Source organism: uncultured Roseobacter sp. (genome assembly GCF_947501835.1).
Lineage (GTDB): Bacteria > Pseudomonadota > Alphaproteobacteria > Rhodobacterales > Rhodobacteraceae > Roseobacter.
Map to the genome: position 1 here is coordinate 762954 of NZ_CANMXR010000001.1, position 17959 is coordinate 780912.

The window sequence follows — 17959 nt, forward strand, 5'->3', positions numbered from 1 at the left end:
GGGGATACGCGGTCAAAGCCATTCTGGAATGGTATCGCGATTTATCATTTCGTCAAAGGTCGGACGTCGGCGAATAACCGCAAATTGATCCTTATTCACCAAAACTTCCGGAATCAGGGGCCGCGAGTTATATTCACTGCTCATTACCGCGCCATATGCACCCGCTGAACGGAACGCAACAAGCTCACCCGCGGCAACCGGCGGCATTACCCGCTGTTTGGCGAAGGTATCGCCAGATTCGCAAACCGGCCCGACGATGTCAAATGTCACCTGCTCCACGCCTGCCCGCGGTTCCTGTACCGGTATGATGTCGTGATAGGCCTCATACATCGCCGGGCGGATCAGATCATTCATCGCCCCGTCGATGATCAGAAAATCGCGGTCCTCGCCGGATTTCACATAGATCACTTCGGACACCATGATGCCGGCGTTGCCCGCGATCAGCCTGCCCGGCTCGATCTCGATCTCGCAGCCCAGATGGCCCAAGGTGCGCTTGACCAGCGCGCCATAGTCCAACGGCAGCGGCGGCGCCTGATTGTCGCGCGCATAAGGAATGCCTAGACCGCCCCCCAGATCCAGCCGGCGGATGGTATGTCCGTCCGCGCGCAGCGTCTCTGTCAGCTCCGCCACCTTCTTGTAGGCCAGTTCATAAGGCGCAAGGTCGGTCAGCTGGCTGCCGATATGTACATCGATGCCGATCACCTCCAGGCCCGGCAGCGACGCCGCAAGGGCGTAGACGTCGCGGGCCCGCGAAATTGGAATGCCGAACTTGTTTTCCGACTTGCCGGTGGCAATTTTTGCATGGGTTTTGGCGTCCACATCCGGGTTCACCCGGATGGTGATGGGCGCCACCTTTCCCATGGCCAGCGCCGTCGCGTTCAGCACCTCCATCTCGGGCTCGGACTCAACGTTGAACTGACGAATGCCACCTTCCAGCGCCATCCGGATCTCAGCCGCCGTTTTACCAACCCCGGAAAAGACGATTTTGTCACCGGACACACCGGCGGCCTTGGCCCGCTGGTATTCGCCGCCCGACACCACATCCATCCCGGCCCCGGCCTGCGCCAGCGTTTTCAGGATGGCCTGGTTGCTGGCGGCTTTCATCGCGTAGCATACCAAGTGGTCCATCCCCTCCAGAGCCTCATCGAAGAGACGGAAATGGCGCAACAGCGTGGCCGTAGAATAGATATAACAGGGCGTACCAACGGCTTCGGCAATCGCCGCTACGGGCACATCTTCGGCATAAAGGGCGCCGTCGCGGTAAAGGAAGTGGTCCATATCTGTGCCCCTGTTCGAACGCTCACGCCTCATATCAGACGCTGAGCTTTACGCAATCTCCCATAAGCGCATGATCTTCGGACATGAAAAAGGGCGACACAAAGCCGCCCTTCCCCGTCAAATCTGTTTCTGAGTTCAGCTGGCGCGCGTCTTGCGACGGCGGGCCACCAGACCCAAACCGCCCAGACCGGCAAGCATCAGTGGCAGCGCTGCGGGGACAGGCACCGCTGCAAGCTGCAGCGAGTCGATACCGCCCGAGCCACCGTAGCCCAGCACAATGGAGTCGCCGATGCCGATGATACGAGACGGCTGAGCGAAGGTGATTTGCCCAGTGCCACCAGCAAGATTGCCTTCAGGACCGATGGAGATTGAGCCCAGCAGGCTTGCAGAAAGTTCGCCTGCAAGCTGGTCGAAGAAGGTGAACGTCGTGTCATCGATCACCGAGGCACCGATGAAGCGGAACGCCGGGCCCGATGTCAGGGTCAGCGTGATCGTGCCAGCACTTACGTCGTCATCAGCTACTTTCCGGTTGGCTTCCTGCAGGATCAGCAGGTTGCCTTCGACACCGTTGTCACCCTGCGCCAAAGGCTTAAGGTCAAGATCGCCGCCACAAGCTGCACTGCCGATGCAGGTCGAATCGAAGATTGCCGCGCCCACAGCGCCACCTGCGGTGGTGAAGCTCACGTCGAACTCGAAGCCATCTTCGGAATAGGTTGTGATCGGTGTCGCCGACGACGTCAAACTGTCAAAATCCAGGACAGCAGCAACGGCACTGAACGGCGCAAGTGAAAGTGCGGCTGCGGCAACCGCTTTAGTCAAAAAATTCATATTCGTATCTCCCAAACGTGGGTATTACCCAATCGTGATCCAGCCTCATGGCTGGTTTACCCCGCGCCTGTCTAATCGCCCGCTGGCACCAAGATCAAGACATTACGTGAACACCACGGGGAAAAAGCCGCATTTAATCGAAAATTTGTTGCTAATTTTTGGATTTCAAACCGATTGTTTCGTCGGTTTCGACCTGAGGTAGAGATAGAGCGGCAACCCGCAGCTCACCCCGATTCCAAAGGTCGCCAATATGGCGATCAGGTTCAGCCACCGTTTGGTTGAAACTGTCTCAACCAGAATCCAGATCGTCAGGGCCACTGCGGCAATCGTCAGATCCCATACCAGACCGCTGGTCGCCGCATTGGCATGCCAGGCGTCCACCATGGCCATCAGGTCATAGCTGTTCTCATTGAACCACTGCAAAAAGTAGCTCATCGGGTGGATGGCCCCCCAAATCGCCAGCGCAAGCCAGATCAGACGCAGCGGAGCCATATCAGCCGCCTTTCGAATAGCCGAACCTCGCATAGCCCGACAGCGTGACGCCACTTGCGGGTTCAGGATCCAGCGATGTGCGCCCGGGTGTCGGCTGGTTCTGCGCGGTGGGCCCAGTGCAGGCGGCGATGATCAGAACGCACCCCAGAAGGATGGTTGTACGCATCACAGGCCCAACCAGATCGACAACGGCCCCTTGCCCACCCCAACCGAGGCGCGCGGGTAGATGCCATTTTGGTTGATCGTCACGCCACCATTGACGCTGGGCGTCACCGGTTCACCATCCGCGCCGCAAGCGGCCAGCAGGCCGCAAATCATCAAAGGTGCCAGCAATCTCATGCCACAAGTTCCTTCCAGCGCGCGATCTGGGAGCGGACCTGAGCAGGTGCCGTTCCCCCATAAGACGTACGGCTGTTTACCGAATTTTCCACCCCGAGCACATCAAATACTTCGGCTGTGATGCCCGAATGCGCGGATTTCATCTCGTCCAGCGTCAGGTCTGGGAGATCACATTTCCTGCTTTCCGCAAGTGCAACGAGAGTCCCGGTAATGTGGTGCGCGTCGCGGAACGGCAACCCGAGAACGCGTACCAGCCAATCCGCCAGATCGGTGGCCGTGGAGAAACCGGAACCCGCCGCCGCCGCCAGACTGTCGCGGTTGGCACTCATATCTGCCACCATGCCTGTCATCGCCGCCAGCGCCAGCATCAGGTTATCGGCGGCGTCAAAGACCTGTTCCTTGTCCTCCTGCATGTCCTTGGAATAGGTCAGCGGCAGCCCTTTCATAACCATCATCAGCGCCGTATTCGCCCCAAAAATGCGCCCCACTTTCGCGCGGATCAGTTCGGCCGCGTCCGGGTTTTTCTTTTGCGGCATGATCGACGAGCCGGTGGAAAATCGATCACTCAGCGTCACAAACCGGAACTGCGCGGAGGACCAGATCACCAGTTCTTCGGCAAACCGGCTCAGATGCATCGCGCAAATGCTGGCCGCGCTCAGAAACTCCAGCGCAAAATCGCGATCACTAACCGCGTCGAGGGAGTTCGCAGCGGGCGCATCAAATCCCAGCGCTTCTGCGGTCATGTCCCGATCAATGGGGAACGACGTGCCGGCCAGCGCCGCGGCACCCAACGGAGAGGTATTCATCCGCGCCCGCGCATCGCGCACCCGGCTGAGATCACGGCCAAACATCTCCACATAGGCCATCATGTGATGGCCCCAGGTCACCGGCTGTGCGGTTTGCAGATGCGTGAAACCGGGCATCACCCAACCTGCCCCCGCCTCTGCCTGATCCAATAGCGCCCGGATCAATGCAACAAGGCCGCTCTCGGCGGCATCCAGTTGGTCACGGACCCAGAGTTTGAAATCGGTTGCCACCTGATCGTTGCGGCTGCGACCGGTGTGCAACCGGCCCGCGGGTTCACCGATGAGGTCCTTCAGCCGCGCCTCCACATTCATGTGGATATCTTCAAGCGCGGTGGAAAACTGGAAGCTGCCGTCCTCAATTTCTGACAAGACTGTGAGGAGACCTTCCCGAATGGCATCGACATCGCTAGGTTCCAAAATGCCCGTTGCCCCTAGCATCGCGGCATGCGCGCGTGATCCTGCAATGTCCTGTGCCGCCATCCGTTTGTCGAAGCCAATCGAGGCATTGATGGCCTCCATGATCGCATCCGGACCGGCAGCAAAGCGACCGCCCCACATCTGGTTGGAGGCATTGGAGGATTTGGAGCCGGGCGTATCAGTCATCGTCGCGAACCCTTCGGAGGGGATATGAAAAGAATATTTGCTGCGCTCGTTTATACGGCCCTTGGCGCAGGCGCAATCTCGGCTCCGTCAGGCGCGCAGGCGGATCTGACGCAGGCGGCGCTTTTGCGCACCGGCGACATGAAAAAGCTGGTGTTTCACGAGGTGCCGGAAGCCACATCAACCGCTGCCTACCAGCTTGCGGATGATGCGGGGGAGCAGACGCTGGAAGCCTATCAGGGCAAATACGTGCTGTTGAACTTCTGGGCCACGTGGTGTGCGCCCTGCCGCAAGGAAATGCCGCAGCTGTCAGAGTTGCAGGCGGAACTGGGGGGCGACGATTTCGAGGTCGTAACCATCGCGACCGGCCGTAACTCGCCCCAGGGGATCAAGAAGTTCTTCAAGGAAATCGGCGTGGACAACCTGCCGCGCCACCAGGATCCAAAACAGGCGCTGGCAAGTCAGATGGGGATTTTCGGCTTGCCGATCACGGTCCTGATCGACCCCGAGGGCCGCGAAATCGCGCGGTTGCGCGGCGACGCGGATTGGGCAAGCGACAACGCCAAGGCGATCATCAAGACGGTGATCGGCGACTGACCGGCTCAGGCCGCGTGCTTGAGAATGGCCGCTTCGGAAGCTGACAGATTGCGCCTGGCGTAGCCGCCATAGGTATGAGGGTCGAAAGCCAGATCGGGATACTGCGCCAATAGCCGCGCCCTGTCCGATGCCTCGAGCGTCGACAAATCCGCGCTTGCGGGATGAAAGCTCTCCGTCTCGACGCCATTGGCCCAGAGCACGTTATGCCCCGGCAGCAGCAGGTGAACATAGGTCACTTCCCGCATCTGCGCGTCAACGGTGATTGTCTGACCGTTGATCAGGTCTTTGGCCGCGACCAGCACCTCAGACGTGTTGAACAAATCCTGCGCCACCGGCCCTTTGACCAGCATCCGATGCTCCGGCGATACCAGCAGTTCCTGATCCGGACGTTCCAAACCCAGGGCGCCGGCGCGAATGCGCACCGGGCGCAATCGTGGCATGGCAAAAAGGCGCGCGCCCGTCATCCGGCGGCTGCCCACCCATTCAATCGGCTGTAGCCCATTGTCCTTGGTTTGAACCAGATCACCCACGGCAAGGTCCTGAACAGGTATCGGCCCGTTAGCCGTGTCGATCCGCGTTCCGGGTGTGAAGCAAATGACGCCACCGCTTTCAGCATGCCCCGTGCCAGCGGGTTTTGACCCCAGGGTGTGATGCACGATCCAAAGATCGGTCCCACGCGGCGGCAATTCATCAAGGAACATCAAGAGCGGCTGCGCCCCGCGCCCAATGTTGATGAGCGTGACAGTGTAGCTCTGCGCGCCATCCGTCACCACAAAACTGCTGTCCGCAAGGCCCGCGTTGATCGCCTCGCCGCGCGCCGTGCCCAACTGCCCAGGGTCCAATGCGGCCCCGACCAACCGATGCACCATCTTGGCCGCGCGTTTGCGCAGCGTCTCCGATCCTTCCGCCCGATCCAGTCGCAACACACCGGCGGATCCATCCACCTGCACGGCATCCCCCCGCCACGACCATGCCGCACCCACGCTGAGTGCCTGTACCGGCGCGGCCTCAAGGCCATCTACTTCTGTTTGCGACCAGGAAATTACGAACGTGCCTCGAAAGCCCGTTTTCATTACCCTCGTACCTGCCTTCATCTTTTTTTATTAGGGATTTGTTAACAATTTGGGCAGAGTCTGTGAACCCCATATTTTTTCGGGATTCCAGAGTGTTGCCAAACAACCCTCATGTGAGAGGCAGTTCCCTTAGGTAAAGGTCACGATGCGCTACGAGATCAACTCTCCCGAAAAGCCTTGCTCAGGTAGTCGGTTACCGGCTTGACTAGGTAGCTGAGCGGCGTGCGTTCTTCTGCCTTGATAAACAGCTGAACCGGCATGCCCGGCAATAGCTCCTGCCCCTGCAACTTCGACAGTTCCTGCGTGTCCGGCACCACGCCCGCCTGATAATAACTGCTACCCGTCACCTCATCTGTGTACACGTCCGCCGACAGCTTGCTCACATTCCCATTGATGGCTGGCGTGGTGCGCTGGCTGAAGGAGGTGAACCTCAAAGACGCCTGCTGCCCGATATGCACCTGATCAATATGTGTTGACGGGATGCGCGCGGAAACAACCAGAGGCTGGTCCTGCGGCACCACATACATGATCGGCGCTGCAGGCTGAATAACCGACTGCAAGGCAAAAACCGTGGAGCCATAGACAATGCCGCTCACGGGCGCGCGCAAATCGAGCCGCGCGAGGGTCTCGCGCAGGGTCTGGGCGCGCTCGATCAGTTCCACCTCCTGCGGCTGCAGATCCCGCAACGTCTCAATCGCTTCTTCACGCCGCGTGGTTTGCAGCCTCAGCTTTTGTATGTTCAGCGCCGCGATCTGTCCGTTCAGCTCCGCCTCGCGGGCAATCAGACGACCGATCTCACCGGTGATATTGGCCGTGTCGCGCTGCAAGGTGGTCACCCGGGACGCCTGTATCAGCCCTTTGGCAAAAAGATCTTCAGCGTCCTGCTGTTCGTTCCCAACCAGCTCCTGCTGCTCGTAGAGCGCTTCAAGCTGCGCCTCGGTTCCGGTTATTTCATTGCCGATTTGCGCGATCTGTTCGTCGAGTTGATCGCGTTCTTTGGCCAAGGACAAAATACGGGCTTCAAAGAGGTTTTTCTGCCCCTTGACCAAGGCGGCCACCGCGGGCCTGCCCTTTGCAAGGGCGGTGACCGTCGCGGGGAGCACCATCGCCGCCGCACCATCGCGCTCGGACTGAAGACGTGCTTTGCGGACAAAGATCTCGTGCAACTGCGCCTCGACCACAACGAGTTCCGATCGCAGCAACCGACCATCCAGCCGGATGAGCACATCACCAGCTGCAACGTGATCCCCGTCCTGCACCAGAATTTCGCCGACCACGCCGCCTTCGGGATGCTGGATCACCTGCCTGTTCGATTCCACCTGTATCATGCCGTCGGCCACCACCGCCGCGGCGATTTTCGTGTTGACGCTCCAGCCACCGACGACACCCACCAGCACCGCCAGTGTGGTGAAACCGACAATGAGCGGCATGCTGGCCTGCCATTTCCTGACCACATCGCCCTCGTTCATTGCGAGGCCGCCATGGTGACAACCTGTGGTGTGTCTTTCGTCCGGTTGAGCATGCCTTTGATGACCTTGTCCCGTGGCCCCGTCGCCGCAACGCGTCCCTGATCGAGTATGATCAACCTGTCACATTCCGTCAGCGCCGCGGCCCGGTGGGTCATGATGATCACTGCCTTGTCACTTTCCCGAAACCCTCGGATGGCCTGGTTCAAGGCCAAAGCCCCCTCCGCATCAAGGGCGGAGTTCGGCTCATCCAACACCAAAAGCAGCGGATCACCATAAAGCGCGCGCGCCAGTGCCACCCGCTGTTTTTGCCCGCCCGAGAGCTGAGTGCCCTGCTCCGCGACCGCCGTGTCGTATCCGTTGGGCAGAGACAGGATGAAATCATGCGCATTGGCGCGTTTGGCGGCCTCCACGATCATCTCATCGCTGGGGTCCTGCGCCATTCTTGCGATGTTCTGGGCGATGGTTCCGTCAAAAAGGGTCACATCCTGTGGCAGATATCCAACATAGCTGCCAAACTGATCGGCACCGTATTGGTCAATCTTTGCACCGCCGACGCGCACCTCGCCCGCGCTTGGGTGACGCAGCCCCAGAAGGGTGTGCGCCAAGGTAGACTTGCCCGCACCACTGCGCCCAACCACCCCCAGAACCTGCCCCGGGCCAACGGTGAAACTGACGCCTTGCAGGATTGGCTGCTGAACCCCGGGCGCAAAGACCGTGACATTGGACAGCGAAACCTCGGCACAGGGTCTGGGCAACCGTGTCTTTTGCGGCTCCGGAGGGGTTTTTGACAACAACAGCGCCAGCGATGTCCAGGCCGCCCGCGCGCGCTGCAGAAACGGCCACTGCCCCAGCAGTTTTTCGATTGGCATCAAGGCCCGGCCCAGCAAGATCGAGCTGGCGATCATCGCGCCCCCCGTCAGATCTCCGCGCAGCACCAAATAGGCCCCGGCCGCGAGAATGGCCGATTGCAGAAAGAGACGAAATGCCTTGGTGAACGCGGTGACGAGCCCGACCCGATCCGTGGACCTGATGCTTTGCTCCAGCGCGGTATCCCGCATCTTGTGCCACTGCGCCGCAGAGGCATCATGCATCCCCAGGGCCTGGATCAACCCGCTTTGCTCGCAGGATTTGTCAGCATAGCGTTGTGCCTTGTGCAGCGATTTTTGCGCCTGGGACGCGCGCGTCCCGGTCCAGAAACTGTTGATCACGGTCAGTGCCACAAGAACGGCAACACCCGCCAGGGCAATCCATCCCAAAAGCGGATGAAAAACGAAAATCACGGCAACGAAGAGGGGCGACCAGGGCGCATCCAGAACGGCCAGGACGACGGGGGAGCCGAGCGCGTTTTGCACCATTGCCAGATCGCGCAGACCGGCATTGGCGGGCAGTCCGTTTGGCGAAGATTGCGACTGCTTCAGCGCCGCATCAAAGACGCGCCGGTCCAACAGCGCCTGAAAACGGGCGCTGAAACGTGTCAAAAGCCGGGCGCGTGCAAAATCCAGAAAGCCCAGGAACAGATAGAGGGCTGCAACCAGAGAAAAGAGCGCGACAAGCGTCTCTTCTGACCCCGACGCAAGAACGCGGTCATAGACCTGCAGCATGAAAAGCGGGCCAGTCAGCATCAGTAGGTTCACAAAGATGCTGAACAGGAACGCCGATATCAACAACCATCTGCTGGCATGACGCGCACGCTTCAATTCGGGAAGGCCATATGCGGGAGGGGTCACAAGCAATCTCTTAAATTAGGAGCATTAAAAGAGTGGGGGTGCCCCGAGGCCGCGTGATGCGACACCGGGGCGATTTGTCAGGCCATTTCCGAGCAGCCGCAGGCCTCCGCATCCAGATCGATCTGCGTCAGCATGTCACTGATCCCAGTGAGGAAGGCGTCGACGTCGAATTCGCCAGTTGCGGCCTCGCCGTCCATATCGCTGACCTCCGAACCTGACGGCGCCATGACCACCTCAACCGGATCATCCGCCTCGGTATCCGGCGCGTTGAAATTCAGCGGAAGCTCTCCGAAATCGATGAAGAGAAAGCCACCGTTGCCAAGGTCGCAGGCCACAATCTCTTCAACCGGCTCCGCCGTTGCATCATCTGCCTCCGGCACCTCGGTTTCTGCTGTGTCCACTGGATCATCGGCGGGATCTTCCGCCGGTGTCTCAACCCTATCCGTATCCATGTCGGTGGTATCAACCGGCTCCTCTTCGGCCTCGCCCGTCGGCGCGTCGGTTTCGGCCACATCAACCGGCCTTTCGTTTTCGTCGTCGGGATCAGCTGCATCAGCCGGACCGTCTGATGTAGGATCCTGAGGTGTATCTTCGGCGACAGGCTCCGCGCTATCGTCATCGACCGGCGTATCGTCCGTATCTGTGTCAGTTTGGGCAACAGGGCCTACGGTATCTTCGTCATCCACGGCATCGGTGGTTGCGAAATTCTGCGTCACCATGACGGAATCGAATGTGGACCCGGAGTTGAAATCGCCCCGCTCAATGCCGATCCCGATTTCCTCAAAATCAGGATTGAGAATGTTCGCGCGGTGACCAGGACTGTTCATCAAGCTTTCGTGGATTTGTTCGACGTCATCCTCGAGGCCCGGCGCACCTCGCTCGCTTTGCCAGCCGATGTTTTCACCGGAGCGCCACGCGCCTTCGAATTCAAAGCCCGCATCCTGCATGCGTGCGGTCGGGCTCGATCCTCCGGCGCCCTGGTGGGAGAACTGATCCTCTTCCAACATCCACGTGCTGTGATCCTCGGCCGAGGTATTCAGGTCGCTGTCAAAGGTCAGTGGATCGACCCCGGCAGCGGCCCGTTCCGCATTGATCAGGTCCAGCATGAGTTGCTCGAGTGCGTTCGCTTGGGACATGTTTCTCTTCCTTTTTGCATTGGTAATCTGACGCCCACCGTAGCGTGGGAGCCTGCGTGTCCTGACGTGCCCGGTTGATCGACACTCCATTAACGTGCCGCAAATCAACCGGGCCTGACCACGTGATGAAGTCAGGGTAATTGCACCGCTCTCAGGGAGGAGACCGCGGTATTGTGCTGATATTTCAGTTCACTACAACGTCACACCCACAGCGTCGACGTCAGGTGCGTGGGTGGGCGAACGCTAGTCGGGGCTGTCTTGACGGGTCAACCCGACGCCCCGTGAGGCCCGGATTCCAGCTTCAATTTGCCAGAAACATCACCTGTCGGCATCTTCCTGCGGTCGATGTCAGGTTACAGCGGGATTATGCCATGTGGCGACGTTATTTCTGGTCAGTTTCCGCTGGCGAAAAGTACATTTGGATGCAGCCGCGTCCGAATTGTTCATCGCGCGTCGCGGGTATTTTGATCGAAGCGCGCTATACTCGAGGGAACGTGTTTTTGCATGCCTGTGTACAAACGTCGAAAATGGGGGCTGCGTGTCCGAAACGATGCCCACACCCGCTGCGCGCTGAAATGGAAGGAATAAAGCCCATGCTGAGCAAGATATTGGTGCCCGTCCGAGGGGATGGTATGGTGGAAACGGTCCTTGGGCATGCCGCGGCACTGGGCAAACGGCACAACGCCCATATTGTCGTGGCGCACTGTCGCGCGCAGGCCGAAGACCTGATGCCCTATGGCACGCCCCTGCCCAGCTTCGCGCGCAAAACCATGTTGAAACAGGCGCATGAGCTGGCCAACCAGCAAGAGCAGGATCTGCGCGAGGAGTTGCACGGTCTTGCCAGCAAGCTTGATTTGAAGGAATCCGATGATCCGCACGGCAATTCAACAACCGTGACCTTTGTCGAGGAAACCGGGCGTATGGCGGACGTGATCAAACATCACGGTCGTCTTGCGGATCTGATCGTTGTGGCCAAGCCGAACCGGGACAGCAACGTCGGCACGAATTCACTGAAATCTGGCCTCTTTCGCACGGGGCGCCCGGTTCTGATGTGCCCTGCCCATGGCGCGACACCGGATGCCTTTTGTGCCAGGATTGCAGTTGCGTGGAATGGATCGCTGGAGGCGTCGCGGGCTGTTGCGCTCACCCTCGACCTTGCTGCCACCGCAGAGTCGGTGATCATCCTGTCGGGCGGGAAAGACGCGCCACATGGTGCGACCGCGGAAGAGCTTGTGGAGTACTACCGTCTGCGCGGCATCACCTCTGAAATCCACCGTTTCGAGGCCCGCAACCCCGGCGTCGCACTGCTGGAAAAAACCGCAGAAATAGGCGCCGGATTGCTGGTGATGGGGGCCTATAGCATCAGCCATGAGCGCGAGACGCTTTTTGGTGGAAACACTCAGGCGGTTGTCGACAATGCGGAGATTCCGGTGGTGTTGGCCCATTGACCAAAAAAACGCGCCCGCAATAAAGTAATTCTTGAAAAAGACTTTACGCAATTTAGTTACTCAATCACAAGTTGGATGACGGAAGTTTTTCGGCTTCAAAAAACGCGGCTAATGCACTGATGGAGGAGGACTATGATGCGGATTACGAAACGTGGAGTGTTGGGGATGGCGGTTGCCAGTCTTGTGGCGGCAACACCGATGGCGGCTCTGGCAGATGGATGGAAACCACGCAAGCCGATTGATTTCACGATCATGGCCGGACCGGGCGGCGGCGCCGACCAAATCGCGCGCTTCATTCAATCCGTGGCGGAGAAAAAAGACCTGACCAATCGACCCCTTGTCCCAAATAACAAAGGCGGTGGCTCAGGTGCCGAAGCGCTGATCCACGTTAGCGGGACAAGCGATCCGGATCATACAATTCTTGTGACGCTGAATTCCTTCTTCACCACGCCGCTGCGGCAGGCAAACCTTGGGATTGACATCCAGACCTTCACCCCCATTGCGATGATGGGCGTCGACCCCTTTGTGCTCTGGGTGCACAAGGACTCCGGTATCACGACGTTTGAAGATTACGTGGAAAACGTAAAATCCATGAACGGTGACTTCGTCATGGGTGGCACCGGTCAGGGTCAGGAAGATTCCATCGTGATTGCCTATATGTCGGACGCCTTCGATCTCGACATCAAGTACATCCCCTATAGCGGTGGTGGCGCGGTCGCAAAGGACCTCGCGGGCAAGCAGATCATGGCGACGGTGAATAACCCTGCCGAAGCAAAGGGATTCTATGAGGCCGGTGATTTTGTACCCCTTCTGGCCTTTTCAGACGAGCGTATGCCGGCCTATCCCGACGTCCCCACGATCAAGGAAAAAGGGCATGATTTCTCCTACTATAATCAACGTGCCGTGGTTGGCGCGCCGGGCATGTCGGATGAGGCTGCAGCCTACTACCAGGACGTCTTCACCCAGATTTTCGAGAGCGAGGAGTGGCAGGGATATCTGACATCCGAGAGCCTGTCGCCGCTCTGGATGAATGCCTCCGAACAGCAGGATTACTGGGGTCTGCAGGTCGAGAACCACAAGAAACTGCTTGCATCGCTCGGCGAATAAGTCCGGCGAGAGCTCTTCAGACACACCAGAGACGAGGGCCAGATGCGCACCGGTGAGATTGTAACAGCGGGCGTTCTGGCCCTTTTTTCCATGTATCTGATGTGGAAGAGCATGGAGCTGCCCATCGGCTACATCGCGGGTCAGGGACCGGGCGGCGGCGCCTGGCCCTTCTGGCTCTCCGCCATGATGTTGATCTGTTGCGCGATGACGGCCATCAAATGGTGGCGCGGGACCAGCCCGCAGTCGCAATCCGAGGCCCCGTTGCTCGACTCCTACGGCTGGCGCATGCTGGCCCTTGTTGGCGGCGGCATCATCGTTTTTGTGGCTTTGGTGAACGTGATTTCCATGTACGGCGCGATTGCGGTGTTCCTACTCTACTACACCAAATTCCTCGGTCGCCACGGGTGGGGGCTGAGCCTCGCGCTGGCGCTGATCACCCCGGTGGCGTTCTTCTTTTTCTTCGAAGGGGCGATGCGGATCACCATGCCCACCGGCATGCCGTTTACGGACCCGGTGTTCAATATCCTCTACGAGATCATCTACTGACCTCGCTGAGGCAGACCCACTAAGGAAACCGGCTGACGATGGAAGTCCTCGCTCTTCTCACCGATGGTATGCTGCTCGCCCTGCAACCGCTGAACCTGACGATGATCGTCATCGGGGTCAGCGTTGGGCTGTTGATCGGGGCCATGCCCGGTCTGGGCTCCGTCAATGGCGTCGCGATCCTGCTGCCGGTCACTTTCCTTGTGCCGCCTGGCTCGGCGATCATCTTTCTGGCCGCGATCTACTATGGGGCGATGTATGGCGGGGCCATTTCATCCGTCACGCTGGGCATACCCGGCGCGTCCACGGCAGTTGCGACAACATTTGATGGACGGCCGTTGGCGCGCCAGGGCAAGGCAAGCCTGGCGCTGGTCACCGCCGCCCTCGCCTCCTTCGTCGGCGGCACGGTTGCCAATGTGCTCTTTACGCTATTTGCACCCGCCCTTGCATCCGTCGCTCTGTCTTTTGGTCCGCCCGAGGTTTTTGCCCTGATGCTGCTGGCCTTTGCCACCTTCGTCGGGCTGGGCGGCGACGACATTCCAAAGACGGTCTTTTCCATCTGCTTTGGGCTTGTGTTGGGCTCCGTCGGGTTCGACCAGATTTCCGGCGCGCCACGGTTGATCCTCTTCGAGATGAACGGCTTTTTGCAGGGCATCGGGTTTCTGATCCTCGCCATTGGCGTCTACGGCATCGGAGAAATGCTCTGGACGATCGAGCAGACCCGCGGCGAAGTGACAACTACAACCCCCAAGATGACCATGAAGGGGATGGCCGCCGACACCAAAGAAGCCACCAAACGCGGCTGGAAGGGCACGATGATCGGATCCTTCCTGGGGTTCTTTGTCGGGGTGCTGCCCGCCGCAGGGGCCACGCCGGGATCGTTGATGTCCTACGGCGTGGCCAAGATGGTGTCGCGCAAGCCCGAGACCTTCGGCAAAGGCAATCCCGACGGTGTTGCGGCGCCCGAAGCGGCCAACAATTCCGCCTCCACCGGATCGATGCTGCCAATGCTGACCCTTGGCATTCCCGGCTCGCCCACCACGGCCATCCTGCTGGGCGGCATGGTGATCTGGGGGCTTGTGCCCGGCCCCCGGCTTTTCGTGGATGAGACAGAGTTCGTCTGGGGCCTGATCGGCTCCTTCTATGTCTCCAACATGGCCGCTGTGCTGATCAACCTCGCCTTCATCCCGCTTTTCATCTGGATGCTGCGGATGCCTTTCACGATCCTTGCGCCGATGATTTTTGTCCTCTCCATCGTTGGCGGCTATGCCGCCACGCGCGACATGTTCGACATCTGGCTGATGGTGATTTTCGGGATCGGCGCGTTTTTCCTGCGCAAGTTCGACTATCCGCTGGCGCCTGCCGTGCTGGCCATCGTGCTGGGCCCCATTGCCGAGCCGACGCTGCGCCAGTCGCTGCTCTTGTCCTCCGGCGACCCGTCGATCTTCTTCACCCGCCCCATTGCCGGGCCGATCACGATCATCGCGCTGATCCTGATCTTCCTGCCTGCCCTGAAGCTGCTGCGCAGAAAGCGCGCGACGGCCTGAGGCATCGGACAGCCGATCTAGCTGTATAGCCCCGCAGTGCGACCGCGCAGCTGTGTCAGCGCCAGCACCGTGTCGATGGTCGGTGTCGGCGTTTCCGTCACCCGCCCCAGCTCCTGAACAGATCCCACCAGCGCATCGATTTCCATCGGACGCCCGGCGTCAAGATCCTGCAGCATCGAGGTCCGGTGCGCGCCAACTTCCGCGCCGCCCTTGATCCGGCGATCCACGTCGATCGGGAATTTGACGCCCAGCTTTTCGGCGACGGCCTGCGCTTCAAGCATCATGTTGCGGGCCACCTCGCGTGTGCCGGGGTCGGTGCAGAGCACATCCAGCGTCGCATGGGTCAGCGCCGAGATCGGGTTGAACGACAGGTTGCCCCAGAGCTTGACCCATATCTCATCGCGCAGTTTCGGACGCACCGGCGCTTTCAGGCCCGCCGCACTCAGGGCTTTCGACAGCGCCAGCGCCCGGTCTGATTTTGACCCATCCGGCTCGCCCAGCGAAAACCGGTTGCCTTCGATATGGCGCACCACACCCGGCTCGCTGACCTCCGCGGCGGGGTAGACCACACAGCCCAGCACCCGGTCGGGCCCAAAACCATCCCATTGGGCGTTGCCGGGGTCGACCGTGGCCAGACGGGTGCCCTCAAGAGGCCCACCGATCTTGTGAAAATACCACCACGGCACCCCGTTCACGCCGGAAACGATGGTGGTGTCCGGCCCAATCAAAGGCTGCATCTTGTCCACGACGGGTGGCACCGAATGCGCCTTGAGCGTCACAATCACATAGTCCTGCGGGCCAAGGGCGGCAGGATCTTCGGACACGGTGACCGGCACAGTGCTCTGCCCGCTTTCCTCGATCAGGGTCAGCCCGTTTGCCTGCATGGCGGCAAGGTGCGGGCCGCGCGCCACCAGGCTGACCTCGGCCCCGGCTTGGGCCAGTTTCGCGCCCATATAACCGCCGATGGCACCGGCGCCGAAGATACAGATCTTCATGAGGCGGCCTCTTTCACCAGCCCCAGTTTTTCAGCCAATCCAATGCGTTGCAGCTTGCCGGTGGCCCCTTTGGGGATTTCATCCAGAATCACCACCTTGCGTGGCACCTTGAAGTCGGCCAACCGCTCGGCCACGAAATTGCGGATATCGCGCTCGCTGATCTCCTTGCCGTCGCGCAGCACAATTGCCGCCGCGACCTCCTCGCCAAGCTTGTCATGCGGCACGGCAAAGGTCAGCGCCTGCGCAACGTCAGGATGGGCCGAGAGCACATCATCCACCTCCAGCGGGCTGACCTTTTCGCCACCCCGGTTGATGATCTCCTTGAGCCGCCCGGTCAGTGCCAGATACCCGTCCGTGTCAAAGGCCCCCTGATCCCCGGTACGGAACCAGCGCTTGCCCTCCGCCTCGAAAAAGGCACCGGCGTTGGCGGTGGGGTTGTTTTCATAGCCCGGTGTCACGTTCGGGCCGGAAATCACCACCTCGCCAACGCCACCATCCAGCAGCTTTGGCACGGTCTCATCCGCAACGCGGACCTCTGGGCCTGCAGGAACGCCAACGGCCCCGGGCTTCTGCGCCCGGGGCGGCAAGGGGTTGGAGCACATCTGGTGGGCGGCCTCGGTCATGCCGTAGCCTTCGATCACCGGCGCGCCGAAGGTATTGGCCAATTCTGTCATCACCGGCCCCGGCAGTGACGCCGAGGATGAGCGCAAGAAGCGCAGGCGCGCCTTCTCGATGATCTCACCATTGCGCCCCGCACGCGACAGGATCGTCTGATGCATGGTCGGCACAGCAGTATACCACGTCGGGTCCGCATCGCGCAGCCAGCCAAAGAACTTCAGCGCATCAAAGCCCGGCGCGCACCAGACCTGCCCGCCTGCCGCGAAGGTTGCGGAAACTGCCGCGACAAGCCCGTGAATGTGAAAGAGCGGCATGACGTTCAGGCAGCGATCCTCAGGCGTCAATGCCAGCGAGGCGGAAATGTTCTGCGCGGAGGCCGCGACATTCGAATGCAGCAGCGGCACGATCTTGGGGCGTGATGTTGTGCCGGAGGTATGCAGGATCAAGGCGACATCATCCGCACCGGGGTGCGCCGTATCAGCCGTTCCCGCGGAGGTTTCGGCTTGCAGCGCAAAGCTGCCTGCCGGTGCGGTATCGTCGCGCGTCAGGCGCAGGATGGCGATCCCGAGCTTTTGCGCGGCAGCACAGGCAGGGCCCTCCTCCCCCGCCATCAACACCACCGCTTTGGCCTTCAAATCTTCGAGATAAAAGGCGAACTCTTCCTCCCGGTAGGCCGGGTTCAAAGGCGCCGTGACCGCCGATTGTGCGATTGTAAAAAACGCCGCCGCCATTTCCGGCCCGTTCGGCAGCACAATGGCCACGCGGTCCCCCTTGCCCACACCCGCGGCATGCAAAGCGGTGCTGACGCGGTCCGACAGGGCGCGCAAACCGCCGTATGTCAACCAATCTCGTCCCGGTGCGCCAAGCGCGGGCGCGTCTTCAGGATGGTCTGCAATAAGACCCTGGACAGTTTCCACCACGTCAATTCTCCCTTAATGTCAGCGGTCTGTAATCTAGCCCGAACTGCACCAAGCGCAATGGCCCGGCCAAGGAAACTCATATGACCTCCTATGGCTGATTTTCTGATCCGGAAATGGGCCTTGGAAATTCCCCGCTCAATGCACAAACATCTTTTGGCAGGGCCTTTTCCCCGGTCACAAAATCGGCGATTTTTGCGCGGCCGCTTGCGATCCAGATCATCGTCCAAGGCGTTTATAAGGCCGACCGTCGGCAGGGACTTAACCCGTTCAAAACCCGCAGAAACAATGATGTTCATGTCCCGTCAATCGCGCCGCCAAAAGACATCTTCCGACAAGTAGCGGTGGCCAAATTCCGCCTACGGCAGCCTCCCGTTTCACGACCGCGAGTTGAAAAAATCGCGCAATTATGCTAATTCTTCGGGACATTTCGATTATT

Annotated in this window: 17 protein-coding genes; 5 read left to right on the forward strand and 12 right to left on the reverse strand. The window is 60.0% G+C overall.

Annotation, left to right across the window (positions count from 1 at the left end; translation table 11 throughout):
- Nucleotides 1-12: 12 nt before the first annotated feature.
- From lysA to argH, 6 genes are all read right to left on the reverse strand, one after another.
- Nucleotides 13-1278 carry a diaminopimelate decarboxylase gene (lysA, locus tag Q1A20_RS03730; protein ID WP_299403405.1) on the reverse strand — a complete coding sequence of 422 codons (1266 nt, stop codon included), beginning with the start codon at nt 1276-1278 and terminating at the stop codon, nt 13-15.
- A gap of 135 nt (nt 1279-1413) precedes the next feature.
- Entirely contained in the window at nt 1414-2106 is a 693-nt protein-coding gene (locus tag Q1A20_RS03735; protein ID WP_298970396.1) for a VPLPA-CTERM sorting domain-containing protein, read from the reverse strand.
- 165 nt (nt 2107-2271) lie between these two features.
- Nucleotides 2272-2598, reverse strand: coding sequence for a DUF2834 domain-containing protein (locus Q1A20_RS03740; RefSeq protein ID WP_299403400.1), 327 nt, complete (start codon nt 2596-2598; stop codon nt 2272-2274).
- A 1-nt stretch (nt 2599) separates the two neighbouring features.
- Entirely contained in the window at nt 2600-2764 is a 165-nt protein-coding gene (locus Q1A20_RS03745) for a hypothetical protein (protein WP_299403397.1), read from the reverse strand.
- Nucleotides 2764-2937 (reverse strand): hypothetical protein, encoded by a 174-nt coding sequence (locus Q1A20_RS03750; RefSeq protein WP_299403394.1) that lies wholly within the window; start codon nt 2935-2937, stop codon nt 2764-2766. The genes Q1A20_RS03745 and Q1A20_RS03750 overlap by 1 nt, the downstream gene beginning before the upstream one ends.
- Entirely contained in the window at nt 2934-4346 is a 1413-nt protein-coding gene (argH, locus tag Q1A20_RS03755) for an argininosuccinate lyase (protein WP_299403392.1), read from the reverse strand. The genes Q1A20_RS03750 and argH overlap by 4 nt, the downstream gene beginning before the upstream one ends.
- Nucleotides 4347-4370: 24 nt before the next feature.
- Between argH and Q1A20_RS03760 the strand changes: the two genes are divergently transcribed.
- The gene (locus Q1A20_RS03760) at nt 4371-4940 is read left to right on the forward strand and encodes a TlpA disulfide reductase family protein (RefSeq protein WP_299403389.1); all 570 of its coding nucleotides are present in this window, start codon (nt 4371-4373) and stop codon (nt 4938-4940) included.
- Nucleotides 4941-4945: 5 nt separating this feature from the next.
- On the opposite strand, the gene Q1A20_RS03765 is transcribed toward Q1A20_RS03760, so the two are convergent.
- The 4 genes from Q1A20_RS03765 to Q1A20_RS03780 form a co-directional block, all read right to left on the reverse strand.
- Entirely contained in the window at nt 4946-6013 is a 1068-nt protein-coding gene (locus tag Q1A20_RS03765; protein WP_299915955.1) for a Hint domain-containing protein, read from the reverse strand.
- A 158-nt stretch (nt 6014-6171) separates the two neighbouring features.
- Nucleotides 6172-7482 carry an HlyD family type I secretion periplasmic adaptor subunit gene (locus tag Q1A20_RS03770; protein WP_299915957.1) on the reverse strand — a complete coding sequence of 437 codons (1311 nt, stop codon included), beginning with the start codon at nt 7480-7482 and terminating at the stop codon, nt 6172-6174.
- The gene (locus Q1A20_RS03775) at nt 7479-9209 is read right to left on the reverse strand and encodes a type I secretion system permease/ATPase (RefSeq protein ID WP_299915959.1); all 1731 of its coding nucleotides are present in this window, start codon (nt 9207-9209) and stop codon (nt 7479-7481) included. Before Q1A20_RS03775 ends, Q1A20_RS03770 begins: the two co-directional genes overlap by 4 nt.
- 77 nt (nt 9210-9286) lie before the next feature.
- Nucleotides 9287-10345, reverse strand: coding sequence for a CAP domain-containing protein (locus Q1A20_RS03780; RefSeq protein ID WP_299915961.1), 1059 nt, complete (start codon nt 10343-10345; stop codon nt 9287-9289).
- 593 nt (nt 10346-10938) lie between these two features.
- Here Q1A20_RS03780 and Q1A20_RS03785 point away from each other — a divergent pair.
- From Q1A20_RS03785 to Q1A20_RS03800, 4 genes are all read left to right on the forward strand, one after another.
- Nucleotides 10939-11793, forward strand: a complete 855-nt coding sequence (locus tag Q1A20_RS03785) for a universal stress protein (protein ID WP_299403374.1) — start codon at nt 10939-10941, stop codon at nt 11791-11793.
- 132 nt (nt 11794-11925) lie between these two features.
- Nucleotides 11926-12900 (forward strand): tripartite tricarboxylate transporter substrate binding protein, encoded by a 975-nt coding sequence (locus Q1A20_RS03790; protein ID WP_299403371.1) that lies wholly within the window; start codon nt 11926-11928, stop codon nt 12898-12900.
- Between the two features lie 42 nt (nt 12901-12942).
- Entirely contained in the window at nt 12943-13446 is a 504-nt protein-coding gene (locus Q1A20_RS03795; RefSeq protein ID WP_299403368.1) for a tripartite tricarboxylate transporter TctB family protein, read from the forward strand.
- Between the two features lie 38 nt (nt 13447-13484).
- Nucleotides 13485-14990 carry a tripartite tricarboxylate transporter permease gene (locus Q1A20_RS03800; protein ID WP_299403364.1) on the forward strand — a complete coding sequence of 502 codons (1506 nt, stop codon included), beginning with the start codon at nt 13485-13487 and terminating at the stop codon, nt 14988-14990.
- Between the two features lie 17 nt (nt 14991-15007).
- Here the strand turns inward: Q1A20_RS03800 and Q1A20_RS03805 are convergent, their stop codons facing one another.
- A complete protein-coding gene (locus Q1A20_RS03805) occupies nt 15008-15985 on the reverse strand; it encodes a 2-dehydropantoate 2-reductase (RefSeq protein WP_299403361.1) in 978 nt (325 codons plus the stop codon).
- Complete coding sequence (locus Q1A20_RS03810) at nt 15982-17523, reverse strand: acyl--CoA ligase (RefSeq protein ID WP_299403358.1); 1542 nt, start codon at nt 17521-17523, stop codon at nt 15982-15984. Before Q1A20_RS03810 ends, Q1A20_RS03805 begins: the two co-directional genes overlap by 4 nt.
- Between the last annotated feature and the right edge of the window lie 436 nt (nt 17524-17959).